General features: G+C 54.5%; 17 protein-coding genes. 15 read left to right on the top strand and 2 right to left on the bottom strand.

The window, feature by feature from the left end:
- Positions 1–44 precede the first annotated feature (44 nt).
- The 7 genes from IEW06_RS05365 (at position 45) to IEW06_RS05335 (ending at position 7,606) form a co-directional block, all read left to right on the top strand.
- On the top strand, positions 45–506 hold the full coding sequence (locus IEW06_RS05365; protein WP_187733573.1) for an ATP-binding protein: 462 nt from the start codon (positions 45–47) through the stop codon (positions 504–506).
- Positions 503–994 (top strand): rRNA maturation RNase YbeY, encoded by a 492-nt coding sequence (ybeY, locus tag IEW06_RS05360; protein ID WP_187733574.1) that lies wholly within the window; start codon positions 503–505, stop codon positions 992–994. Before IEW06_RS05365 ends, ybeY begins: the two co-directional genes overlap by 4 nt.
- 215 nt (positions 995–1,209) lie before the next feature.
- Positions 1,210–3,078 (top strand): tRNA uridine-5-carboxymethylaminomethyl(34) synthesis enzyme MnmG, encoded by a 1,869-nt coding sequence (gene mnmG / locus IEW06_RS05355; RefSeq protein ID WP_188547625.1) that lies wholly within the window; start codon positions 1,210–1,212, stop codon positions 3,076–3,078.
- Between the two features lie 103 nt (positions 3,079–3,181).
- Positions 3,182–4,075 (top strand): methyltransferase domain-containing protein, encoded by an 894-nt coding sequence (locus IEW06_RS05350; protein WP_188547623.1) that lies wholly within the window; start codon positions 3,182–3,184, stop codon positions 4,073–4,075.
- A 149-nt stretch (positions 4,076–4,224) separates the two neighbouring features.
- The gene (locus IEW06_RS05345; protein WP_187733575.1) at positions 4,225–5,859 is read left to right on the top strand and encodes an Ig-like domain-containing domain; all 1,635 of its coding nucleotides are present in this window, start codon (positions 4,225–4,227) and stop codon (positions 5,857–5,859) included.
- Positions 5,860–6,584: 725 nt separating this feature from the next.
- Positions 6,585–7,076 (top strand): DUF4385 domain-containing protein, encoded by a 492-nt coding sequence (locus IEW06_RS05340; RefSeq protein WP_187733576.1) that lies wholly within the window; start codon positions 6,585–6,587, stop codon positions 7,074–7,076.
- 47 nt (positions 7,077–7,123) lie between these two features.
- Positions 7,124–7,606, top strand: coding sequence for a hypothetical protein (locus IEW06_RS05335; protein ID WP_223284789.1), 483 nt, complete (start codon positions 7,124–7,126; stop codon positions 7,604–7,606).
- Between the two features lie 200 nt (positions 7,607–7,806).
- Here IEW06_RS05335 and IEW06_RS05330 read toward each other — a convergent pair whose 3' ends face one another.
- Complete coding sequence (locus tag IEW06_RS05330; RefSeq protein ID WP_187733577.1) at positions 7,807–9,207, bottom strand: inorganic phosphate transporter; 1,401 nt, start codon at positions 9,205–9,207, stop codon at positions 7,807–7,809.
- 317 nt (positions 9,208–9,524) lie between these two features.
- Here IEW06_RS05330 and IEW06_RS05325 point away from each other — a divergent pair, with 317 nt between their 5' ends.
- Entirely contained in the window at positions 9,525–11,039 is a 1,515-nt protein-coding gene (locus IEW06_RS05325; RefSeq protein ID WP_187734208.1) for a glycine--tRNA ligase, read from the top strand.
- 69 nt (positions 11,040–11,108) lie between these two features.
- Here IEW06_RS05325 and IEW06_RS05320 read toward each other — a convergent pair whose 3' ends face one another.
- Positions 11,109–11,516, bottom strand: a complete 408-nt coding sequence (locus tag IEW06_RS05320; RefSeq protein WP_188547621.1) for a hypothetical protein — start codon at positions 11,514–11,516, stop codon at positions 11,109–11,111.
- 220 nt (positions 11,517–11,736) lie between these two features.
- On the opposite strand from IEW06_RS05320, the gene IEW06_RS05315 reads away from it, so the two are divergent.
- The 7 genes from IEW06_RS05315 to IEW06_RS05285 all read left to right on the top strand — a co-directional run bounded on the left by IEW06_RS05315 (position 11,737) and on the right by IEW06_RS05285 (position 25,626).
- Positions 11,737–14,175 carry an efflux RND transporter permease subunit gene (locus tag IEW06_RS05315; protein WP_187733579.1) on the top strand — a complete coding sequence of 813 codons (2,439 nt, stop codon included), beginning with the start codon at positions 11,737–11,739 and terminating at the stop codon, positions 14,173–14,175.
- Positions 14,176–14,346: 171 nt separating this feature from the next.
- Positions 14,347–17,790 carry an isoleucine--tRNA ligase gene (ileS, locus tag IEW06_RS05310; RefSeq protein WP_187733580.1) on the top strand — a complete coding sequence of 1,148 codons (3,444 nt, stop codon included), beginning with the start codon at positions 14,347–14,349 and terminating at the stop codon, positions 17,788–17,790.
- Positions 17,791–17,947: 157 nt separating this feature from the next.
- Positions 17,948–18,595: a lipoprotein signal peptidase gene (locus IEW06_RS05305; RefSeq protein ID WP_188547619.1), complete on the top strand. Its 648-nt coding sequence runs from the start codon at positions 17,948–17,950 to the stop codon at positions 18,593–18,595.
- Positions 18,596–18,830: 235 nt separating this feature from the next.
- A complete protein-coding gene (locus IEW06_RS05300) occupies positions 18,831–20,756 on the top strand; it encodes an ABC transporter ATP-binding protein (RefSeq protein WP_187733581.1) in 1,926 nt (641 codons plus the stop codon).
- Positions 20,757–21,215: 459 nt separating this feature from the next.
- Positions 21,216–23,729 carry a ribonuclease R gene (rnr, locus tag IEW06_RS05295; RefSeq protein WP_188547617.1) on the top strand — a complete coding sequence of 838 codons (2,514 nt, stop codon included), beginning with the start codon at positions 21,216–21,218 and terminating at the stop codon, positions 23,727–23,729.
- Positions 23,730–23,879: 150 nt separating this feature from the next.
- Complete coding sequence (locus IEW06_RS05290; RefSeq protein WP_188547615.1) at positions 23,880–24,851, top strand: polyprenyl synthetase family protein; 972 nt, start codon at positions 23,880–23,882, stop codon at positions 24,849–24,851.
- A 136-nt stretch (positions 24,852–24,987) separates the two neighbouring features.
- A complete protein-coding gene (locus tag IEW06_RS05285) occupies positions 24,988–25,626 on the top strand; it encodes a rhomboid family intramembrane serine protease (RefSeq protein WP_308421991.1) in 639 nt (212 codons plus the stop codon).
- Positions 25,627–25,650: the final 24 nt, after the last annotated feature.

Here is a 25,650-nt window from a genome sequence, read left to right as displayed (position 1 = left end):
TACCTCGCTACTTTTACTGCTGCTGCCCCCCTCTTACTTTTACTATGAAGCAGGTTAAAATTCAGATTCCGTCGCTCGTTGAGAATATTCGCGTGGTAGAAAGCTTCATCGACAATTCGAAGGATACCTTTGATATTGAAGATGATATCTATGGCAATATCATGGTGGCAGTTACGGAAGCCGTCAATAATGCCATTCGTCACGGTAACAAATTCGATAAGGATAAAAACGTGTACTTGTCGCTGCATGTAGCTACCGACCGTATCAAATTTGAGGTAGAGGATCAGGGTGACGGCTTCGATTACACGAATTTGATTGATCCTACAGCTCCTGAAAACCTGGAAAACCCGGGAGGCCGCGGTATTTTTCTGATTCGCCACCTCGCCGACGAGGTAGAATTTCAGAAAGATGGCCGCAACGTTCAGCTTACGTTCCTGTTAGCTCCTACTTCCGATCTGGAAACCTCGGGCTCCGATTCTTTATCTTCCGATCATAACGCGGCATGAACCAACACCCGCCTGGTACCGAGGACGAAATGAACAACGGCCTGCCCGAGCAGTCGCACGAGGTACACGGCATTGAGTTTATTGTAGAGGATGTGGATTTTGAGCTAGCAGAGGCTGAAGCTCTGACGGCTTGGGTTGAGCGTATTGCGGAAGTGCACGAGCACGAAATCGTGCAGCTTACCTACATTTTCTGTTCCGACGAATACCTGCACCGCGTAAACGTAGAGTACCTCGACCACGACACGTACACCGACGTTATCACCTTTGATAATGCGGACACGTCGGACATTATTGAGGGCGATATTTTTATCAGCGTGGAGCGAGTACGCGAAAACGCTGAGCAACTGGGCGTACCCTTCTGCGACGAACTGCACCGCGTGATGATTCATGGTATGCTGCATTTGCTGGGCTACCAAGACAAAGACCTGCTGAGCCAGACGGCCATGCGCAAAAAAGAGGATTACTGCCTATCTTTGCGCACGTTCTGAGCACGTTGCCTTTTCTCTTTTCTAAGTAATTATCAGAAAACCGCAGGCCGTTTTGAACGGCGGCGGTTTTTTGGTTTTCAGGAACGTACTACGGCGTCTTTGTCGTTGTGCAATCCAACTTATCGGGTCAGGCAGCAACGATAAATACGCTGTCTTCTGCCTCTGTTTATAAGCTCTTTGCTGTTTATCCTTACAGCTAAAAAAGCCCCCCAGCCATGTTTCAGCAAGAAGAGTACGATGTTATTGTAGTAGGAGCCGGCCACGCTGGTTGCGAAGCTGCCGCGGCTGCCGCAAACCTTGGCTCCAAGGTGCTGCTCGTGACGATGAACATGAATACCATCGCCCAGATGTCGTGCAATCCGGCCATGGGCGGGGTGGCCAAGGGGCAGATTCTACGCGAGGTAGACGCCCTTGGGGGGCAAAGTGGCATCGTGACTGATAAGACCATGATTCAGTTCAGGATGCTGAATCGGTCGAAAGGCCCGGCTATGTGGAGCCCGCGCGCCCAAAGCGACCGGATGCGCTTCGCCGAAGAATGGCGCCTGACTTTGGAGCAAACATTAAACATAGACTTCTGGCAGGAAGCTGTAACGGGTCTGCTAATAGAAAATGAGACGGTAGCAGGCGTGCGCACGGCGCTGGGCGTGGAGTTTCGCGGCAAAGCTGTGGTGCTTACCAACGGGACTTTCCTCAATGGCCTGATTCATATTGGCGAGAAGCAGTTTGGCGGTGGTCGGGCAGCTGAAAAAGCCAGTTCCGGTATTACTGAGCAGCTCATTGAGCTGGGCTTTGAAGCCGGTCGCATGAAAACCGGTACGCCGCCCCGCGTTGATGGCCGCTCGCTTGATTACTCTAAAATGGAAGAGCAGCCCGGCGACGAAATACCCGGCCGCTTCTCTTACCTCGACACGCCGACGCTGGTTAAGCAGCGCCCGTGCTATATCACTTATACGAACCCGGAGGTGCACGAAATTCTGCGCACGGGCTTCGAGAAGTCGCCGATGTTTCAGGGTCGCATCAAGGGTTTGGGGCCACGCTATTGCCCGTCGGTGGAGGACAAAATCAACCGCTTCGCTGACAAGGACCGCCACCAGATATTTGTGGAGCCGGAGGGCAGCAGCACCGTTGAAATGTACATCAACGGCTTCAGCAGCTCTTTGCCAGAGGATGTACAGTACCGGGCTTTGCGCAAGATTGCGGGCTTCGAGAATGCCAAGATGTTCCGGCCCGGCTACGCCATCGAGTACGACTTTTTCCCACCTACTCAGCTCAACCTAACGCTGGAAACCAAGCGCGTGCGCAACCTCTACTTCGCGGGCCAGATCAACGGCACCACGGGCTATGAGGAGGCTGCCTGCCAGGGTCTGATGGCTGGTATCAACGCCCACAACCGCGTACACGATAAGCAGCCTTTCGTGCTGAAAAGGAGTGAGGCCTACATCGGTGTACTCATCGACGACCTTGTGAACAAAGGCACGGACGAGCCTTACCGCATGTTTACCTCGCGCGCCGAGCACCGCATTGTGCTGCGCCAGGATAACGCCGACCTGCGCCTCACGCCTATGGGCTACGCGCTGGGTCTGGCGTCGGAGGAGCGTATGCAGCGCGTAGAGCAAAAGCAACGCGAAACGGCGGCGGTAATTGAGTATCTGCAAAAGAAATCCATCGAGCCGGCAGAGATTAACGGGCTGCTGACGGAGCTAGGCTCGGCTACTATCAGCGAGAAAACCCGGGCGGTAAACTTGCTACGCCGCCCTAATGTGGAGCTGGAGCACCTCACGCGCCACCTGCCCAGGCTGGCATTGGAGCTGGGTCAATACCAGCCCGATAGTTTGGAACAAGCCATCATTACCATCAAGTACGAATCCTACATTCAGAAGGAGCACTTGCAGGCTGCCCGCGTGGGTGAGCTGGAAAACTTCGTGATTCAGGGCCGCCTCGATTACAAGCAGATGCCAGCCCTGTCGCACGAGGCCCGCGAGAAGCTGCTGCGCGTGCAGCCCGAAACCATCGGCCAGGCCGCGCGCATTAGCGGCGTCTCGCCGGCCGATATTTCGGTGTTGATGGTCTATCTTGGCCGGTAAATTCAATTAACAATTAACATTGAGCAATTAACAATGAAGGATAAAGTCCACCTGCTCATCGCTTATTGTTAATTGCTCAATGTTAATTGTTAATTGAATACCTGTGTCCTACGAACGTCTGTCAGCCTGCCCGGTGTGCGGCAAAAGCGAGTTTCGCAACAAGCTGGTAGTTGAAGATAAGTCGGTAAGCAAAGAGAGCTTTGCCATCGTGCAGTGCAAAAGCTGCGGCTTTCAGTTCACGAACCCGCGGCCCGGCCCGGCCGATATCGGGCGCTACTACGAGTCGGACGAGTACGTGTCGCACAACAGCGGGGCGCAGGGAGTTATCAATCAAGCCTACAAAGTCGCGCGGTTTTTTACCATGCGCCGCAAAGTGGCGTTGCTGAATAAAAAAGCCCCCCGCAAAGGAAAAGTCTTGGATTACGGCTGCGGTACGGGGCATTTTCTTGCGGCCTGCAAGTCGAATGGCTGGCAGGTGGCCGGAGTGGAGCCGAATGCGCGGGCCCGGGAAGAAGCCGCGCGCCGCGTAGGTCAGCCCATCGGCGCTGAGGATCTGGGGGGCTTTTCTGCCGAGTCGTTCGATGCCATTACGCTCTGGCATGTGCTCGAACACGTACATGAGCTGGCTGGTACTTTGAAGCACCTCATCAGTCTGCTGAAGCCAGATGGCGTGTTGATAATTGCGGTGCCCAACGTGGAGAGCTTCGACGCCCAGCACTACCGCCAGGATTGGGCTGCCTACGACGTGCCGCGCCACCTGTATCATTTCAGCCCCAAAACCATGACCCAGCTGCTCAAAAAGCACAAGCTCATGGTTCGCGAAACGCTGCCGCTGCCCTTGGATGCTTACTATGTGAGTATGCTCAGCGAAAAGCACCGCGCCGAGCGTAACGGGGGTTTATTGAGCGTCCTCAAAGCCGGTTATAAGTCCAATCAGTACGCGGCGGAGCATGAAGGGCAATATTCAAGCTTAATTTACGTAGCTGCTAAGCGGTAGAAGTACGAGCAGGAACCAGAACGTCATGCAGAACGCAGTGAAGCATCTCGCGTGCTGACGTCTGATTACTGCTCCTGTGTCAGCGCGCGAGATGCTTCACTGCATTCTGCATGACTTTCTACTTTTCACCTTTCACCTTTCGCTTTTTCATGTCTGTACGCGCTCATTTGCTGTTTTTACTGGGAATTGGAATAGGAATGAGTGGCTGCGCGGCCGTTAGCTCACCGGAGGGTGGACCCAAGGATTTGACGCCTCCGAAGCTGGTGCGTACGTCGCCGGAGCAGGGCGCCCGCAACGTTACCCAGCGCAGTATTCGGCTGGAGTTTTCGGAAACGGTGCAGCTGAAGGACTTGCAGAAGAACCTCATTATCGCGCCCGTTATTTCGGAAGAGAACAAGTACCAGGTGCGTGAGGATAAAGGTGGCGTCACGCTTACCTTCGAGCAGCCCCTCGATAAAAACACGACCTACTCGTTCAACTTCGGCAAGGCCATCACGGATATTACCGAAAACAATGAGGCCCCTAACGTCATGCTGAGCTTCAGCACCGGCGCTGATCTGGATTCAGGCCGGGTGTTCGGGCGCGTGACGGACCTGCTCACCAAGCGAACGGCTGAGGATATTTCGGTTATACTTTACCCCGAAGCCGACACCGCAAATATTCGTCGGGGAAGGCCTTATTACCTTGCCCGCACAACTAAGAATGGACAGTACTCTTTCCAGAATCTGCGGGAAGGTCGTTACCGCCTTTTTGCTTTACAAGACAAGAATAACACCCGCCGCTACGAAGAAGGGGAGAGGATAGCCTACTTACCGGAGCTGATTACGGTGGCGCCCGGCCTCGACTCGATAGCGCTGGTGCTGGTACGGCCCGATGCTCGCCGTCCGTTAGCCACCGGCCGACAGGGCACGCCTACGCAGTTTAAGGTAAGCTACAACGAAGGCGTCCGTCAGGCTGTGCTGGCGCCATTACCTGGTGGCGGAGCAACTTCGCCGGAGGCTGTGGCGCAGCTAAATAGTGCCTTGCAGGTAGCTGATCAGGGCAAATCGGTGGTGCTTTACAAAACCAAAGCCGTTGCGGAAGGGCGCTATCTGCTATCGGCCACCGACAGCGTAGGCAACGTAGGCCGCGATACTATTAACGTACGCTTTCAGGGCAATGCGCCGGCGCGGCGTGGGCCAGCCTACACCGTAGAGGGCAGTCCGCAGGAAGTTTATTATCAGGGGCAGGTTCAATTTGTGTTTACTGAGCCTGTTATTTTGCCCCCCAACAAGCCATTTGGTACGCTGGTAGAAGATTCGACTGCCCGCCGCCCGCTTCGCCTCCCCCAGGATGGTACGCTCAGCCCCGACCGCGTCCGTCTGACGGTGAAACCAAATTTCAAGGCCCGCAAAACAGCCACCATTATTCTCGATAGCACCGCTATTACCAGCGTCACGGGTCAGTCGTTGGGGCTGCGGCCGCTGCGGCTGCGCATCTCTGAGCAGTCGCCTTCCGGCACCCTATCTGGGGCTATTCAAACCAAGTTTACGCGCTATCAGATTCAGCTGATCAATGACACCTTTCAGCCCGTAGCCGTGCTCGATAGCCCCAAAAACCGCTACATATTCACCAATATCGCACCCGGATCGTATCAGATTCGTGTTCTGATCGATGCTGATGCCAACGGTACCTGGTACGGCGGCGACCCACAGTTTCGGCTGCCTGCCGAGCCGGTTTATATTTTCCCCAAGAAGCTGGACGTGCGCGCTAACTGGGAGCAGGAGGAGAATATTGCCTTCTAGCGAAGTGCCTCCCGCGCACCGTAGTCGCTTTCCTTTCGGCAATATGTGGGTTTGACGTGATGGTGCTGCCGCAACCAGAATAGCTGCTTCATATCTTTTTTCTTCAGGCATGTTAATGCCTGTTTCAACCTATCAGCAAGCTATCCACACTGTGTGAATTGCCCCCCAGATATACTGGGGGGCTTTTTTGTGGTTTTCCACAGGCTATACACGAGTTTATCCACGGGGTTATAAATACGCAGGTAATCTGTGGATAATACGGGCGTAACATGGGGATAACTCGTGGAGAAATTGCGGACAAGTTTTTTTGCAGGTCTGAAAGCTAACACAGCACTGTTGGGCTGTGGATAAGGGTGGACAACTCTCCCCCGAAAAAGACCTAATCCACACTGCCTGATTCGTGTGAATTGTGGATTCGTGGATAACGTCGTGGATTGTGAATAAAGTAAATAATTTATTATGAGTCAGCGATTTATAATCCACACACCCTGTTGATAGCTGGTGCATAAGCCCGAGCTTGTACACAAGTTTTCAGCACTGTTTATAACTCTGAAATCTTATCAACTTATGCACAGCCCTAATGGTGGGGGATTAAAAAAACATTTCTTAAAATCTCTTTTAAAAAGTTATTAACCCTGTGGATAAATCAGGCGTTTCCCAAAAAAGCCCCCCAACACAATTCGCGGCTTCTCGCGTATACAGCAGCTCAGCTTCAGCCGGCCGCCATGCCCTTTAATTATTCGCTCAATTTCAAAAAAGTTGATTTTCGGCAGCAGCCCGAATTGTATCGCGTGGGCAAAGGCGAGCAGGGCGTGCTGTTGGTAGAGCCCTATAAATCGGAGATACTACCGCACTGGCGCTTTCGCACGCCCGAAATAGCGCAGGAGTCGTCGGAGCGGATCTATGAGCTGTTTCTGGGCTATCTTAAAGCCAATGACTTTGTGGGGGCTGATATGGCGCGCAAATTCCTGCAAATGGGCTTTACCCGAGCCCGGCGCTACGCCAACCATAAGGGCGGAAAAAAGTATGATGGCCCGGTGCCCGACGACAAAAAAGGACAGAGCGGGGCCCACGGTCGTGCCGAGCTGCCCCGCGCCCCCGAAGACCCCGAGAAAGCTGCCGCTGCTGCCATCTTCAAACAGAAATGGGACCAGGCCCAGCACTACCCCGAATACGAACGGCAGCGGGCCGATTTTCAGGCTCGCTACGGCAAGTGAGTTACAGATTCCTACCTTTAGCTAAACTTAGACCTCACCCCATGGCTATGAAAAAGCCTGACCAACCAACCAGCATGGAAGAAAACGAAATCACTTTGGGCACCGGCATGGGGCCTCTGAAGTTTGGAGCCTCCATGGACGAGGTGCGCGCCCTGATGGGAGAGCCCGAAGAAATTGAAGAGTCGGAGGATGACGACGAGTTCGAGCATCAAGCCTGGAACTACTTGGAGGAAGGCTACTCGCTTTACTTCGATCGTGAAGACGACTATCGCCTCAGCTGCATTGAAACCGACCACCCTGGCTTGCGCCTTTTCGGTGAGCCAATTCATGGCAAGAGCCAGGCCGCTATCGAGGAGCTGATGCGTCAGCACGGATACAACAACTCCGAAACCGAGCGGATGGAAACCGGCGAAGTTCGCTTATCCTACGAGAAGGAGATGATTGACTTATACTTCGATGAGGATGAGCTACAGTTTGTCAACTTCGGCGTGTTTATATCTGACGATCTGGAAGTACAGTGGCCGAGCTAGTCGCTAGTTATCCACAAAACAAATGATTTTGTATGTGGAAAAGTGGATAAGTGCCTGTTAACTCGATACTTTGCACAACTAAATCAGTGGAAAATGCCCCCCAGCGGTTTTTCCACGGTTGTTAACAGCAAGCTTCAAAACGAAAAAAGCCACCCTCCAAGAGGGTGGCTTTTTTGGCTCTATTCAAGATGAGCTCAGCCCTACAGAATAGCCCGGAAGAACAGGAACAGCGCCCCCGACAGTACCATCGTGACAGGCAGGGTGAGTACCCAGGCTAATGCAATGTTGCGCACCATCTGGGGGTTCAGATTCTTCACCCCGCGGTTGGCTACCATAGAGCCGGCAATAGCCGACGACAGCACGTGGGTAGTAGAGCTAGGCAAACCAATAGCCGTAGAAACCCCAATCATGCTGGCGGCTACCAGCTCCGAAGAAGCACCCTGCGCGTAGGTCAGGTGCTCCTTGCCAATACGCTCGCCAATAGTTTTCACGATGCGCTGCCAGCCTACCATCGTGCCGATGCCCAGGGAGGTAGACACCATGAGCAGCACCCACCACGGGGCATAATCGGTGTAGGTGCGCAGGTCCGTGATGCCGGCTTTGTAGGTGGCCTGATCGGCTGAGCTTAGGGAAAGCCGCTCGCTGCCCAGGAGCTTTTTGGTGCGGTTATCAAGCAGCAGAATGGCCTTCCGAATCTCGAAGCGCGCGTTCTGGGGCAGCTCGCGCACACTGGTTTTGCCCACAAATACGCTGTCGAGAGCGTTGGTCTGAACTTTAATCTCCGCTAGGGTTTGGCGGTCATCGGCGCTCAGCGCGGCCGGATCCACTTTATTTACTACCTGTTCTACGCGAGCCAAAGTATCGCGCATGTCCAAGGGGTTGAGGTCATCGTTGAGGGCAAAAAAGGTGGGCACGATGCCGATAAGAATCAGCATAATCAGGCCTACGCCTTTTTGACCATCGTTGGAGCCGTGAAAAAAGCTCACCAGCGTACAGGTCACAATCAAGACCAAGCGAATCCAGAGGGGCGGGGGCTTGCGCTTGTGGGGCTCCCGGAAGATGGCCTTGTTGCGCACGAAGCGGCGCAAGATGAACATGAGCAGAATAGTCAGCGTGAAGCCAAACAGTGGCCCCACGAGCAGCGCCACACCAGTTTCGCCAGCCTTACTCCAGTTAACAGCGGCTCCGCTGGCCTCTGGCAACAGGGAAAACGCAATACCCACGCCGAGGATAGATCCGATAAGCGCGTGAGAACTGGAAGCAGGAATACCATAGTACCAAGTACCCACGTTCCAGAGAATAGCCGACAGGATAAGCGCACCCACCATGGCAATGCCGTGGTACACATTCTGATCTACGAGGCTCTCGACGGGCAGCAGGTACACGATACCCATGGCCACGGCAATACCACCGGCAAACACGCCAATGAAATTCCAGAAAGCCGACCAGATAACGGCCACCCAAGGGCGCAGTGTATTAGTATAAATGACCGTCGCAACGGCGTTAGCCGTGTCGTGAAAGCCATTGACGAATTCGAAAGCGCAGGCTGCTACCAAACAGAGTAGCAGCAAAAACAGCACTTGAGGCTCTAAGCCAAACATAGGAGGGGAAATAGGTACAAAAAAACGGGCACCCAAAGGTAATGTTACCAAAAACGGGGCAAGATTATCAAATTGTTACCTGACATGATGCGCCAGACTTATTTGTTGTGCCATCAGCAGAAATTTGCAGTCAACATACCAGTCGTAAAGGCCCCGATACGCAAGTGACCCGATGAGCGGACAACTGAGCTATAAAAAAGATTTGGGCCATGACTGGGGGGCAAATGGCTTACGGCCTCGTCGGCCTGAATAGCGCCGTAAGCTACGAATCTGTTTTTTCGCTCTACTCAGTTAAATCAGCGCCTATCTTTGCTGCTATGAGCAACGCGACGCAGAAACCCTCTCTCGAAAATACCCAGCTAAAGGACATTGTGGCCCACGCCAAGGAATACGGCTTCGTATTTCCTTCGTCCGAAATCTACGATGGCCTGCAAGCCGTGTACGACTACGGCCCCAACGGCGTAGAGCTGAAAAATAACCTCAAGCAGCTCTGGTGGCGGGCCATGACCCAGCTCAACCAGAACGTGGTGGGCATCGACGCGGCCATTTTTATGCACCCGCTCACTTGGAAAGCCAGCGGCCACGTCGACGGCTTCTCCGACCCCATGATTGATAATCTGGACTCGAAGAAGCGCTACCGGGCTGACGTATTGCTGGAAGAAAAAGCCGCTCAGTACGAAAATGCCGGCGACAAAATACGCGCCGACATGCTGCTGGCCGACATGGGCCGTCTGCTCACGGCCGAGGACCTGACCGGCGTGCGTCAGCTTATCATTGATGAGAAAATAACCTGCCCCGTGTCCGGCACCGCTAACTGGACCGAGGTACGCCAGTTCAACCTGATGTTCTCCACGCAGGTGGGTTCGGTGGCCGATGATTCCAGCTTAATATACCTGCGGCCCGAAACGGCGCAGGGCATTTTTGTCAACTTCCTGAATGTACAGAAGTCGGCGCGGATGAAGATTCCGTTTGGTATTGCCCAGATTGGCAAGGCTTTCCGCAACGAGATTGTGGCTCGCCAGTTCATTTTCCGCATGCGGGAGTTTGAGCAAATGGAGATGCAATTCTTCGTGCGTCCCGGCACCGAGATGGAGTGGTACCAGCAGTGGAAAGAAACCCGCAAGCGCTGGCACGAGGCTCTAGGTCTGCCCGCTGAAAAGCTGCGCTTTCACGACCACGACAAGCTGGCTCACTACGCCAACGCGGCCGTGGACATCGAGTTTGAATTCCCTTTCGGCTTCAAGGAAATCGAAGGCATTCACTCCCGCACCGACTTCGACCTGACCCAGCACCAAACGCTGAGCCGCAAAAAGCAGCAGTTCTTCGACAACGACCTCGACGAGAACGGCAAGGCTTACGGCAACTATGTGCCTTTTGTAGTGGAAACCTCCGTAGGTGCCGACCGGCTGTTCCTGGCCACGCTGTGCCAGGCCTATACTGAGGAAACCATTACGGAAGGGGAGGGCGAGCAGCAGCAAACCAAAACCCGCACCGTGCTGCGCCTGCACCCAGCATTGGCGCCGGTGAAAGCCGCTATTTTCCCGTTGGTACGCAAGGACGGTTTGCCCGAGAAAGCCACCGAAATCTTCGACGAGCTGCGCCACGATTTCCGCCTTGTATACGAAGAGCGCGACGCCATCGGGAAGCGCTACACCCGCCAGGACCTCATCGGTACGCCCTTCTGCATTGCCGTCGACCACCAAACCTTGGAGGACAACACCGTAACGGTACGTCACCGCGACTCGCGCGAGCAAACCCGCATGCCGATCAGCGAGCTGCGCAACTACATTAGCGAGGCCGTCAGCTTCAAGCGGATTTTTGAGAAGCTTTAGACTTAGTCTTTAACTCAACAAAAAAGCCCCCCGGAGTAAGTCCGGGGGGCTTTTTTGTTGAGTTGTATTTTAATTATCACTGAGCCAGTCGGTGGCTTCGCTGCGGGAGGTGAAGTAGTTGAACTCAACCTGCTGGGGGGCAAATGCGCGGTCGAAGGAAGGGGAGTAGCAGCCCATCTGGTGTTGGTACTGACTTTCGGAAAGCAGAGCCGCAATAAACAGCGGCCGAGATGAGTGCGCCGGCAAGTGGCGCATGATAGGCGCCAGCAGAAACTCCTCGTCTTCGTCGGTGGGCGGGGCGTTGCGCTTCAAATCCAGGAGCAACTTATCCACACCCAGATTGTGCATAGCTTCGAGCGCCAGCTCGTATACTTTCTCAAAGGTTTCCGCCAACGAGGCCGCCGCATACTGCAGCTGCATGGTAGCAGTAGCCGCATGATAAGCGAGGGACACAGTAGGCGTTTGGTACAAAATCATGGAAGCGGGAAGCTGGCGAACCAAGCTTCAAAACGGCATTGGGGGGCAAAAATTGCAGTAGACGGACCAATACGCAGATCAAGTTGCCTTCGTTTACAAAAATTTAACTTGAAAGATTCAACTTCTTACTGTTCAGTTGCCCGGGCTTGTGGTAATCTGGAAAACTTGTAGGCTTACTACCTACTCGGCTTTGCGTACCTTTGCTGCATTTTAACGGCCTATGTGGAGCTCTCTTGCGCTTTTCGTCATCAAGCAGCGGCGGATTCTTATCCTGCTCATAGCCGTGATGACTGTAGTTATGGCCTGGAAAGCCAAAGACGTGGAAATGACCTACGACTTTGCCCAGGTCGTAAGTCCGAATGACCCGGATGTGGTTTACTTCCAGCAGTTCAAGCAAACCTTCGGGGAGGACGGCAACGTGCTCGTACTGGGCTTGCAGGACAGCAGCGTGTATAAGCTGGGCAACTTCACCGAACTGCGCAACCTCACCGATACCCTGACTGCCGTAGAAGGCGTCAACGGCGTGTTGTCGGTCACAAAAGTCTTTGCCCTGCGCAAAGACACAGCCACCCAGCAGTTTAAGGCCGTTCCCATCTTTGCGAAAGCCCCCGAGACCCAACGTGAGCTAGACAGCTTAATGCGGGAAGTGAATCGGGTGGAGTTCTATAAAGGCCAGCTCATCTCGCCCACCACAGGCGCTACGCTGCTGGCCCTCACCATGGACCCCAAGTATCTGAATTCATCGCGCCGCCAGGCCGTGATGAACGAGATTCTGGGCCACGCGGAGTCTTTCAGCAAGAAGACGGGCATCCGACTGCACTACGCGGGCCTGCCCTACGTGCGCTCCACCATGACCACGAAAGTGGCCGCCGAAATGAAGTTTTTCGTGCTGCTCACGGTGCTTATGATGGCCGCTACCCTGTTCATGTTCTTCCGAACCTGGGCCGCCGTTATTTTCCCCATCCTAGTGGTGTTGGTGGTGGTGGTATGGTGCGTGGGCACCATGGTGCTCTTTGGATACAAAATCAACCTGCTTACCGGCCTGATTCCCAGTATTCTGATTGTTATCGGGATTCCCAACTGTACCTACCTGCTCTCGCGCTACCACTATGATTACCGCAAATCCGGTAATCAGATCTTGGCCATGACGCGCGTGGTGCGCAAAATCGGGTTGGTGACCTTGATGAATAACACGACCACCGCCATCGGCTTTTTCGTGTTCTGCTTCACCGATATTGCCATCCTCTATCAGTTCGGGCTGATTGCCACAATCAATATTTTCGTGGCTTTTCTAGTCTCCTTCATTCTTATTCCGGCGGTATTCACTTATCTGCCACCGCCCACGCCCAAACAGCTGGAGCACTTGGATGCCAAGCCGTTAACAAAGCTGTTGGAATTCTTCGAGCACCTAGTATTAGAGCGCCGCCCCACAGTCTATCTGATAGGAGCGGGCTTGGTGGCCATCTCATTGTTGGGTATCACGAAGATCAAATCCGTCTCTTATATGGTAGATGATTTGCCTAGTGAAAGCTCCGTAAATAGTGATTTAAAGTTCTTTGAGCAGCATTTCAACGGCATTATGCCGTTGGAAATCGTGGTTGACACGGGTAAGAAGCAGGGCATTCTCAAAATTAAGAACCTAGAGAAGATAGACCGACTGGAGAAATTCCTGCGCACCCAGCCCGTGCTCTCGTCGCCGGTCAGCATCGTTACTTTCCTTAAAGCCTCTACTCAAGCTTTCTACAACGACAACCCCGAGTATTACCGCCTGCCCGATAACTCGGAGAAAAACTTCATTCTGCGGTATCTAGCCAGCTCTAGGGGGCAAAAATCGGCCAACGGCCCCATGAGCGACAAGCTGTTGCGTTCCTTCACCGACTCTACGGGCCAACGGGCGCGCATCTCCCTCAAGATTGCCGACATCGGCTCCCGCAACCTCGACACCCTGATCACCCGTCGAATTCAGCCCCAGATTCAGGAAATCTTCAACGGTTCGGGTATGACGGTGAAGCTCACTGGTACGACTATTCTCTTCACCAAAGGCAACGAATACCTGATTAACACCCTGAAAGAGAGTATTCTAATTGCCTTCGCTCTGGTAGGATTAGTGGTGCTGATTCTGTTTCGGTCGGTACGGGCGGTGTTCTTCACGCTACTGCCCAACCTGGTTACCCTGATTTTGACTGGGGGGCTAATGGGCTATTTCGGTATTCCGCTTAAACCCAGTACGGCCCTGATTTTCAGTATTGCTTTGGGTATTGATGGTGACAACTCCATTCACCTGATAGCCAAGTTCCGACAGGAACTAGCTGTGAACGGTCGCCGGGTAAAGGCCGCTATCAGCACTACCTTGCGGGAAGCGGGAACTAGTATGATTTATACCAGCATTACATTGTTCTTGGGCTTTAGTGTGTTTGCTTTCAGCGAGTTTGGCGGCACCAAAGCCTTGGGTCTGCTGATGTCGGCGAGCTTGCTCATTACCAACTTCTCCAACCTGATTCTGTTGCCCTGCCTACTCGTGACGTTTGAGCACGGCAAGGATGAAACGATTGACCAATCATTACTCCAACACTACGACGACGATTATCACCAGGAAGACGACGACTACGAACTTAACCTTAGCCGTATGACAGTGAAGCGGTTAGGTACCGAAGGTTAGTTTTCCTCAATGAATGCCTTATCCCCTAGCCCCTTCTCCTAAGGGAGAAGAGGAACTAGTTCTAAAAACTAGCCTTCTAGGATTAATTAGCTTTTTAGAAAAACTAGTTCCTCTTCTCCCTTAGGAGAAGGGGCTAGGGGATGAGGCCCGCCAGAACGACAATACCCGTATATGAAATATTCCGAATACAAACAGCCGCTCAACTACGCCGATGTCGGGACCGACATCCTCAACTGGTGGCAGGAAAACGGCATTTTTGAGAAGAGCGTGAGCACCCGCGAGGGCCAGCCTACGTTCGTGTTTTACGAAGGTCCGCCATCGGCTAATGGTGCGCCCGGCATTCACCACGTGATGGCCCGGACGGTGAAGGATATCTTCTGCCGCTACCAGACTTTGCTGGGTAAGCAGGTGTCGCGCAAGGGTGGCTGGGATACCCACGGCCTGCCCATTGAGTTACAGGTAGAAAAGGAACTGGGCATCACGAAGGAAGACATCGGCAAGAAGATTTCGATTGCCGAATACAACCAGCGTTGCCGCGAAACCGTGATGCGCTTCAAAGCGCAGTGGGACGACCTAACCCAGAAAATGGGCTATTGGGTTGACCTCGATGACCCTTATATCACCTTCGAGCCGGAGTACATCGAAAGCTGCTGGGCGCTACTCAAGAAGCTCTACGACAAGGGTTTACTGTATAAAGGCTACACCATTCAGCCTTATTCACCTGCCGCCGGCACTGGCCTTTCCTCGCACGAGCTAAACCAGCCCGGCACCTACCGCGACGTGAAGGACACGACCATCGTGGCTCAGTTTAAGGTGAAGCGGGACGAGACTTCAGAGAAGCTGTTTGCGGCTCCTGTCTGGGAAAGACAAGGCACCGATTCCCAAACGGATGTATTCATCCTAGCTTGGACAACAACTCCTTGGACTTTGGCTGCTAATACGGGATTAGCGGTAGGTAAGAATATCTCATATGTTGTTGTTCGCACTATTAATCCCTACACGAAGGAATATATCCGAGTTGTTTTAGCGAAAGCACGGGTAAAGAGCTACTTCTCTGAATTCACTGAAATAGGCAAATCTATCCCGTCAACGTATTCAGATTGGGGAAGTGAAACAAAGCAAATTCCCTGGGAAATCGAGGCTGAATTCACCGGTGCTGACCTTGTCGGCATCAACTACGAACGTCTGTTCGGACAAAGCAAAGGTTTTCCAGCTTTTGAAGGCGAGGAAAAAGGCTTCCGCGTTGTTGCCGGCGACTTTGTAACGACCGAAGACGGTACCGGCATTGTACACATTTCGCCCACTTTCGGGGCAGACGACTTCCGCGTAGCGCAGCTTAATGACATCCCGGCCCTGCTGGTGACGGATGCCGAAGGCAAGCCCACGCCTATCGTAGACCGGACGGGCCGCTATGTGCCGCAGATGGGCGAGTTTGGGGGGCGTTTAGTGAAAAACTACGACGGCCACGACGAGACGGGCACCGACTACAAAACCCTGGATGAGAGCATCGCCATCCGGATGAAAGGGGACGGCACCGCCTTCAAAGTGGAGAAGTACGAGCATACTTACCCGCACTGCTGGCGCACCGATAAGCCCGTACTCTACTACCCGCTCGACTCCTGGTTCATCAAGACGACGGCTGTCAAAGACCGGCTCATCGAGCTCAACAAAACCATCAACTGGAAGCCCGAAAGCACCGGCTCCGGCCGCTTCGGCAACTGGCTTGAAAACCTGGTAGACTGGAACCTAAGTCGCTCGCGCTACTGGGGCACGCCGCTGCCTATCTGGCGCAGTCAGGATGGCTCGGAGGAGATCTGCATTGGTTCCATTGCTCAGCTCAGCGCTGAAATCGACAAAGCCGTGGCCGCCGAAATCATGACCCACAACCCGCTGACGGCTGGGGGGCAAATTGATCTGCACCGGCCCTACGTGGACGATATTTTCCTCGTGTCGCCCACCGGCCAGGCCATGTACCGCGAAACGGACCTCATCGACGTGTGGTTCGACAGCGGCGCTATGCCTTACGCGCAGTGGCACTACCCGCTCGAAAACGAAGCGAAGTTTCAAAAGAATTTCCCCGCCGATTTCATCGCCGAAGGCGTAGACCAAACTCGTGGTTGGTTCTTCACCTTGCACGCTCTGGGCGTGATGCTGGAAGACTCAGTGGCGTTTAAGAACGTGATTGCCAATGGTTTAGTACTAGCCAAAGACGGGCAGAAGATGAGCAAGCGCCTCGGTAACGCGGTCGATCCGTTTGCCACCATCCAGCAGTTTGGCCCCGATGCTACCCGCTGGTATCTCATCGCCAACGCGCCACCGTGGGATAACCTCAAGTTTGACCCAGCCGGCGTGACGGAGGTGCAGCGCCGCTTCTTCGGGACGCTGTTTAACACATACTCTTTCTTCGCGCTCTACGCCAACCTCGACGACTTCCGCACCCGCGAGTTCGACCGTATTCCGCTCACAGATTTGAGTGAGCTGGACCGCTGGGTGCTGTCGAAATTGCAGTCCTTGATTCTGGAAGTTAGGGGGCATTATGACAGCTACGACCCCACTAAAGCGGCCCGCGCCATCCAGGATTTTGTCACCGATCAGCTCTCCAACTGGTACGTGCGTCTCTCGCGTCGCCGTTTCTGGAAGGGCGAGCTGACCACGGATAAAAAGGCCGCTTTCGAGACCTTGCAGGAATGTCTAGTGGTCGTTGCGCAGCTGATGGCGCCTATCGCACCCTTCTTCGGCGAGTGGCTCTACAAAAACATGACTGACGGCATGCGTCAGGAAGCTTTGGCGAACAACACTCCGCTGGCTCCCGAATCAGTGCACCTCACGCTGCTCGTAGAAGCTAATACTAGTCGGATTGACACGGCGCTGGAGGAGCGCATGGAGTTGGCCCAGCGTATCAGTTCGCTCACGCACTCGCTACGTAAAAAGTCGGTGCTGAAAGTTCGTCAGCCTTTGCAGCGCATATTGGTGCCAGTGCTGAATGACACAACTCGCGACCAGGTAGGCATGGTGGAAGACCTGATTTGCGCCGAGGTAAACGTGAAGCACGTGGAGTTTTTGGATGACACGAGCGGCGTGTTGGTGAAATCGGTGAAGCCTAACTTCAAGCGTTTGGGTCAGCAATATGGCCCGAAGTTGAAAGTCGTGGCGGCCCGCATTCAGCAGATGACGCCCGAGGAAATCAGTACGCTGGAATCAACAGGAACACTGGTTGTAGAAATAGGAGGGGAGCAGCTGAATTTGGCCCCCGATGACGTAGAAATCCGCACCGACGACCTGCCCGGCTGGCTCGTAGCCACCGACGGTCCGCTTACCGTGGCCCTCGATGTGACCCTGACTGACGAGCTGCGCCGCGAAGGTGTAGCCCGTGAATTGGTTAATCGTCTGCAAAACCTGCGCAAGGACAGCGGCCTCGAAGTACAGGACAAAATCCGCATCACGCTAGGCGGCGAGCAGCCCGATCTGGCGGCCGCCGTGCAGTTCTTCGGCGACTATATCCGCACCGAAACCCAGGCACTTTCGCTCACCTTCAATCCGGAGCTGACGGGCGGCGTGACGCTGGAGTTTGATGACTACAGCGTGCCGGCTCAGCTTGAGGTGGTAACTGCTTGATACTGAATAGCCAACCGAGCCGTAAAAAGCTCGGTTGGTATAACCTCGCACAAAGCATTGTAGGGTGCGTTTAAAGTCGTTCAAAAACCCGTAAATCAGGCCCAAAACGGCACAAAAAGCCCTCTGGAGCTTGTACTCAAGCGTTATTAGCACAAGAATGAAGTACTGGAAATATTACTTGCTGGCCTTACTAGTTATCCTCATCGATCAGGTCTCGAAATGGGCGGTGCACGCGTACATGGAGCCAGGAATGCCGGGCGAGATTCCGCTGCTGGGCGACTGGTTTAAGCTCCATTACACCCTGAATCCGGGCATGGCCTTCGGGGTTGAGCTGCCCGCCCCTTACGGCAAGATCATCCTGACGACTTTTCGACTGGTAGCCGTCACGTTTATTGCCTATCTCATTCGCAAACACAGTTTTCGGCATACACATCCCGGCCTGCTGGCCTGTGGGGGGCTTATTTTGGGCGGCGCCATCGGTAACCTGATCGACTCCATGTTCTACGGCGTGATCTACAACAACGCGCCTTTTGAAGCTCCCACACCCTGGCTGCATGGGCAGGTAATCGACATGATTTATCTGGACCTGTACGAAGGCTTTTTGCCGATGAGCTGGCCGCTGATTGGTGGTTCTCACCTCTCACTGTGGCCCATTTTCAACATCGCCGACTCAGCTATTTTTATCGGTGTGGCCCTCATTCTGCTCAATCAAAGCAAGTTCTTCCAGCACGAAGACTCGCCGACGAAAACCGTAGTACCCCACCGCGACACCGAGCCTACTTCGACTGAGCACGTTCAGCTGTAGCGCTTAGTTTATCCTCCTAAAAGCTAACTGTCGCTTTAAAAGTAGTTGTCATCCTGACGCAGGAAGGACCTTATCTAAGCCAGAAAGATGATCGTTACAACGACTCTCTTTGGCCCGATAAGGTCCTTCCTGCGTCAGGATGACAAGCGGTTTTATCATTGACAACCGTTTTTAAGTAGCTTTGGTGAGAGCCAATCGCTTCCCCAACAAACACCTTATCTAGCTTATCCACTCCGTGCAGCCTCTCCTCACCGTCTCCAATCTTACCATTGACTTCACCTCTCACCGCGGCGATGTGCGGGCGGTGAATGACGTGTCGTTTGAGTTGCGCCGGGGCGAGACGCTGGCTATTGTGGGTGAATCGGGCTCGGGAAAGTCGGTGACATCTCTGGCGCTGATGGGGCTGATACAAATGCCCCCCGGCCGCGTCACTACTGGCCAGACGCGGTTTCAGTCAGAGGAGTTGGGTGAAGTGGACTTGCTGAAGCTATCTGATGAGCAGTTGCGGCGGGTGCGGGGCAACGAGATTTCGATGATTTTTCAGGAGCCGATGACCTCGCTCAACCCCGTGCATACCTGCGGGGCCCAAGTGGTGGAAGCATTGCGCTTGCATACATCGCTGTCCTCTAAAGAAGCCGAAGCCCGAACCATCGAGCTCTTTGCTACCGCGCAGCTGCCACGGCCGGAGAAAATCTTCAAAGCCTATCCGCACGAAATCTCTGGGGGGCAAAAACAGCGGGTGATGATTGCCATGGCTATGGCCTGCAACCCCGCTATCCTCATCGCCGACGAGCCCACCACTGCTCTCGACGTAACGGTGCAGGCCCGCATGCTCCAGCTCATCGACGACCTGCGGCGCCAGAATAACACAGCAGTTCTCTTCATTACTCACGACTTAGGAGTAGTTGCTGAGATTGCTGACCGCATCCTGGTTATGTATCGGGGAAAGGTGGTAGAGCAGGGCCTTGTGCTCGATATTTTCACCAACCCTCAGCACCCCTACACAAAGGGCCTTTTGGCCTGTCGACCCAAGCTCTCTGTGGGTAAGCAGCGTTTGCCCGTTGTAGCCGATTTTATGACTGAAGACGCTTCCGGCCAACTAACCGAAATAAGCGCTTCTCAGCCCGAAGCTCCTAGCGTTGAGTTAGATAGAGCCCCGGTGCTGACCGAAAACATGCCAGTCGAAATCCCCAAAATGTTCCACGGGGAACATTTTACGCCTGTTTCTGGCTTAAAATCGACTTCAGAATCCGCTATTTCAGAGCCTACACCGGGGGTCCATTTGACTGCTGGAAACGGCTCCAAACCAGCCGAAAAGACTGGGCCTGTCCTGCTACGGGTAGAAGGCCTAAACGTGCACTTTCCCATCCGCAAAGGCTTGTTCAATCGGACTAAAGAATACGTACGAGCCGTGGATGGCGTGAGCTTCGACATTTACCCTGGCGAGACAGTGGGGCTAGTGGGTGAGTCAGGCTGCGGCAAGACGACGCTGGGCCGAGCCTTGTTGCGCTTAGTGGAACCAACGGCGGGTCGCATTCTGTTCGAAGGCACTGACCTGGCTACCCTGCCAGCGGGCGAGTTGCGGCGGCGGCGGCGCGAGTTCCAGATGGTGTTTCAGGACCCCTACGCGGCGCTTAACCCAATGATGACGGTAGGAGAGGCCATCATCGAGCCCATGCAGGTGCACGGCGTGGGCGGCACCAAACAGCAGCAAAAGGCTAAGGTGATGGAGCTGCTGCGCACCGTAGGGCTGCGCGAGGAACATTACTTGCGTTACCCGCACGAGTTCTCGGGTGGGCAGCGCCAGCGCATTTGTATTGCGCGGGCTCTGGCCTTGCAGCCCAAGTGCATCATCTGTGATGAGTCGGTGTCGGCGCTGGACGTGTCGGTGCAGGCCCAGGTACTGAATTTGCTCAACCAGCTTAAGCGGGACTTTGGCATCACCTATCTCTTCATCACCCACGACTTGTCGGTGGCTCGATTCATGTCGGATCGGCTGCTGGTGATGAACAAAGGGCAGATTGTAGAGAGCGGACCTGCGGCTGCGGTCTATGCTAAGCCCCAGCACGAGTACACCCGCACGCTGCTCAGTGCCATCCCGAAAGATGAGCCATCTGATATTCGGGCGGCCCAAGCTCGGAGGGCGACAGAAGTAGCGTAGGGCTAGGCTCCTGCTCAGCGAGTCTTTGGATAGGTGATAAGCAGATAGGCGGTCATGCAGAGCTTTCTGCGCATGAAGCAGCGACGAAGCATCTCGCGTGCTTCGTCGCAATGGTAACTTCGATCAAAAAAGGCGGACACCAGATTGAGCATGACCGCCGATTTCCTTATCATTTTCCATACACTAACTCGCATCCTACTAGGGGGCTTTTTTACTGATTGCTAAAAACAGCAACAATTACATAACCCATCATTATCCTTAGTAAATAGTTATTATCCCTAATATTCCGTAGTATCTACTTTAGAGCAAAAAGCCCTTGCTTTCGCTCCCTTTTAACCGCCTTTCCGGCGACTTCTAATTTTTGCTTAACCCCGGAGAAACGCGCTTGCGTATACTCCAACCTACCTATACTCGGCCGCCTGCGAAAACGACAACCACTGGGCGGCACCTTCTTTTCGAATGAAGAAACAAGATGAATCTTCAGCTCCCCGCGCCCCTCGCGCGAAAGCTGCCCGCGGCGAAAAAGCCGCCATTGCCCCGGTTACCAAAACGCAAGTGTTCCGGGTATTTGCCGAAAACCCCGGCAAAGTATTTTCCTATCGTCAACTCTCACGCCGCCTCGGCGTGACCACCAAAGAGCAGCGCGATGAAGTGTTCGATCACCTCAAAGCCCTGCGCAAATCGAATCAGCTTACCCACCTCCAAAACGACGACTACCGCCTCACGGATCCTGCCGCGCTACGTGTGCAGCCTGATGCTGGCCAACGCCCTGAGCGTGGCCGCAGTCGGGGGGGCAAATCTCGTCCGGATGGTGCCGCTATAGAAGCTCAGTTTGGGCAGGACCCGCTCGTGCATCGCCGCCGCGATGCTGGCTTCGACTTTCCCGGCGACGACCGTCAGCGCTTCCGCGAGCGGCCTAGCTCGGGGGGCGACATTATTATGGGAACCGTAGCCTTGGCTACCAACAAGTACGCTTTTGTAGTAAGCGAGGAAAGCGAAAACGACATCCGCGTCTTCACCGACCGCCTGAAGTTTGCTATGAACGGCGACACGGTGCGCGTACGTCTGCGCGGTGAGCGCGACGGCCGCCCGGTGGGCGACGTGCTGGAAGTGGTGAAGCGGGAGCGCGAAGAAATAGTAGGCCAACTGACGGTGCAAAACGCCGGCTTCGGCTTTGTGTCGCCCGACCATCGCAAGCTGTACTTCGATGTATTTGTGCCCAACGAAGGCCTCAAAGAAGCCCGTAGCGGCGAGAAGGTACTCGTGCGCATTACGGAGTGGCCCGAGGACCCCGGACGTCAGCCAGTGGGCGAAATCGTGCGTTCCTTTGGGCAGGCTGGAGAGAACGAAGCCGAGATCAACGCCATCATGGCGGAGTTCGGGTTGCCGTTCGAGTTTCCCCAGGATGTAGAAGAAGAGTCGGAGGAAATTTCGGACCGCATTCAGGAAGACGAAATTGCCCGCCGCCGCGACTTCCGCGACATCACCACCTTCACCATTGACCCCGCCGACGCCAAGGACTTTGATGACGCGCTATCCATCCAAAAGCTGGAAAATGGCAACTGGGAAATCGGTGTTCACATTGCCGACGTGACCCACTATGTGCGGCCCGAATCAATGCTGGAGCGCGAAGCCCGTCACCGCGCGACTTCGGTTTACCTTGTAGACCGCGTGATTCCGATGCTGCCCGAGCGCCTGTCGAACGGCCTGTGCTCGTTGCGGCCTAATGAAGACAAGCTGACCTTCTCGGCCGTGTTTGAGCTGGACGACAACGGTAAGCTTTACGACTCGTGGTTTGGCAAAACCATCATCCACTCCGACCGCCGCTTTGCTTACGGTGAAGCGCAGGAACGCATTGAAACGGGAGAGGGCGACTTTGTTGAAGAGGTAAATACGCTGAACAACATTGCCAAAAAGCTCCAGGCTCAGCGCTTCAAGAAAGGCGCCATTGGTTTCGAGACGCAGGAGGTAAAATTCCAGCTAGACGAGAACGGTAAGCCGGTAGGCGTGTACGTGAAGGAACGTCAGGATGCGCATAAGCTCATCGAAGAGTTTATGCTGCTGGCTAACCGCAAGGTGGCCGACTTTGTGTTCCAGAAAAAGAAGACCAAGCCGCGCTTCACCATGGTGTATCGTACCCACGATGCGCCCGATGCCGACCGTCTGCAGAACTTCGCTTTGTTCGCCAAAAAGTTTGGCCACGACCTGAACTTGGAGAACCCCAAGAAGCTCAGCAACGAACTGAACAGCCTATCGGAAAACGTGGTTGGTAAGCCTGAGCAGAACGTGATTCAGACCTTGGCTATCCGTACCATGGCCAAGGCCAAGTACACAACGGAGCCGTTGGGTCACTTCGGCTTGGCCTTCGACCACTATTCGCACTTTACTTCGCCCATCCGTCGCTACCCCGATATGATGGCGCACCGCCTGTTGGAACACTACCTGCAGGGGGGCAAAAACGTGGAAGCCGAGCCCGTGGAAGAAGAGTGCAAGCACTCCTCCGAGCGCGAGAAGCTAGCCGCCAATGCCGAGCGCGCCAGCATCAAGTACAAGCAAGTGGAGTACATGGCTGCCCGCGTCGGTGAGCAGTTTAAAGGCGTAGTATCGGGCCTCACGGAGTGGGGCATGTACGTGGAAGTTGAGGAGAATAAGTGCGAAGGCATGATCCGCATCAGCGACATTCCCGGCGACTTCTTCGAGCTAGACAAGGACAACTACCGCCTCGTTGGTCAGCGTAGCAAACGCATCATTCAGTTCGGCGACGAGCTGCAAGTTATTGTGAAAGCGGCCAACCTACTCGACCGCACTATCGACTTCGAACTGGTAGATGAGCGCCCTATGTCGCAGCGCCGCAACGATGCTCCCCGCCGTGAAGAGAGCGGCCGTGGCCGTCGGTCGGAGCGAGGACCTGAGCGCGAGCGTGGCGGCAAAAGCAGTGGTGGCCCAGGTGGCGGTGGTAAGCATCGGCGCTAAGTAATGCCTCCTGAGTTATGAAAGCCTGACGGCTGCACGGTGTGCGGACGTCAGGCTTTTTCTGTGATACAAATTTGCCCCCCAGTACCGCCTCTAAGCCACTCCAAACCGTTCCTCCGTACCTTGCCTGCCCAACACAATTTGCCCCCTGTGAGCCCCACTGATTTCACGCAGAAAATAACCGCCGCCCTGGCTAGCCTTGAGTACGGTCAGCAGCCAGTTGCCCTCTACGAGCCCATCCGCTACATCATGGCGCTGGGGGGCAAACGCATACGCCCGTTGCTTACGCTCATGGGCGCCCACCTCTTCACCGACGAGTTGGAGCCCGTGCTGCGGCCGGCCCTGGCCACGGAGGTTTTTCACAACTTCACCCTGCTCCACGACGACATCATGGATCAGGCTCCTTTGCGCCGGGGCCAGCCGACGGTGCATGAGAAGTGGAACGCCAACGTAGCTATTCTGAGCGGCGACGTGATGCTGGTGCGGGCCTACGAGTTGTTCCTGGATGTACCACCGGTGCTATTGCCTACGGTGCTGCGCAAGTTCAGCCAGACGGCTGCCGAAGTCTGTGAAGGCCAGCAATGGGACATGGATTTTGAGACGAATGAGCAGGTCACCATCGAGCAATACCTGGATATGATCCGGCTGAAAACGGCCGTGCTGCTGGGCTTCTGTCTGGAGCTGGGCGCTCTGCTCGGCGGCGCTTCCATAGAGGATGCCGACCACCTGCGCCAGTTCGGCACCGACGTAGGCATTGCCTTCCAGCTCCGCGACGACCTGCTCGACGTGTACGGCGACGCGGCCACCTTCGGCAAGCGTGTGGGCGGCGATATCGTATCGGATAAGAAAACCTTCCTGCTGCTTACAGCCCAGGCTCAGGCAAATGCCCCCCAGCAAGCCGTACTGGCGCAGTACCTCGGTCAGCCCATCACCGATGCCGCGGCCAAGGTGCAGGCCATCACAGAAGTATATGACCAGCTCGGCATTCGCGCCCAAACCGAAGCGCTTATCAACGACTATTTTCAGGATGCCCTTCAGCACCTAGAGCGCGTGGTTGCGCCGGCTGAACGTAAGGCTATCCTGCGGCAGTGGGCTCTGGAACTGATGGCCCGCGAAAGCTAAGCCTGGTTTTTGGCTTAATTTAGGCTCTCTGCGCGCATTTTGCCCCCCAGCGCACTTTCCCGCCCACCAAAGCCGCCGAAAGCGCCGGGAAGCCGTATAGGCGGCTTCTTTCTTATTACTTCTTACTTGTCTTCTGATGCTTAATCTGAATGTGGTGCTTGTGCTCGTTATCCTCACGGGGGGCATTTCCTTATACGCTTGGTCAAACCCCACCTTGCGGGAAAGCTGGATCATGACGCCCTTCCTGGTGCGGCGTCGAAATGAGTGGTACCGCTTCCTCACATCCGGCTTCCTGCACGCCGACTGGATGCACCTTATCTTCAACATGCTGGCCTTTTACTCCTTCGGCGGCTTGATTCAGGACGTCTTCGTGCAGGTGTTCGGCGTCATGGGCGGCATCTGGTGCTTCCTGCTGCTGTATCTGGGGGGCATTATTGTGTCGGATATTCCTACTTACCTGCGCCACCGCAACGACCCCAACTATCACAGTCTGGGTGCGTCGGGTGGGGTAGCCTCCGTCATTTTTGCAAGTATCCTGTTCCGGCCCATTGAGGGCGGCATCTACATCTTCCCAATTCCTTTTGCCATTCCAGGTGTCCTTTTTGGTATCCTTTACCTGGCTTATTCCTACTATCAGGGTCGTCGGCAGGGCGATAATATCAACCATGATGCTCACTTCTATGGGGCTATCTACGGTATTATCCTGACGCTGCTACTCGTCCCGATCTCAGGATCAATTTTCTGGAAGGAAATCCAATCTTATTTATTTAACTAATTGATTGTTAAGAGCTTATATAAC

The organism is Hymenobacter qilianensis (assembly GCF_014638675.1).
Taxonomy (GTDB): Bacteria; Bacteroidota; Bacteroidia; order Cytophagales; family Hymenobacteraceae; genus Hymenobacter; species Hymenobacter qilianensis.
This window is presented reverse-complemented; position numbering and strand designations above follow the sequence as displayed.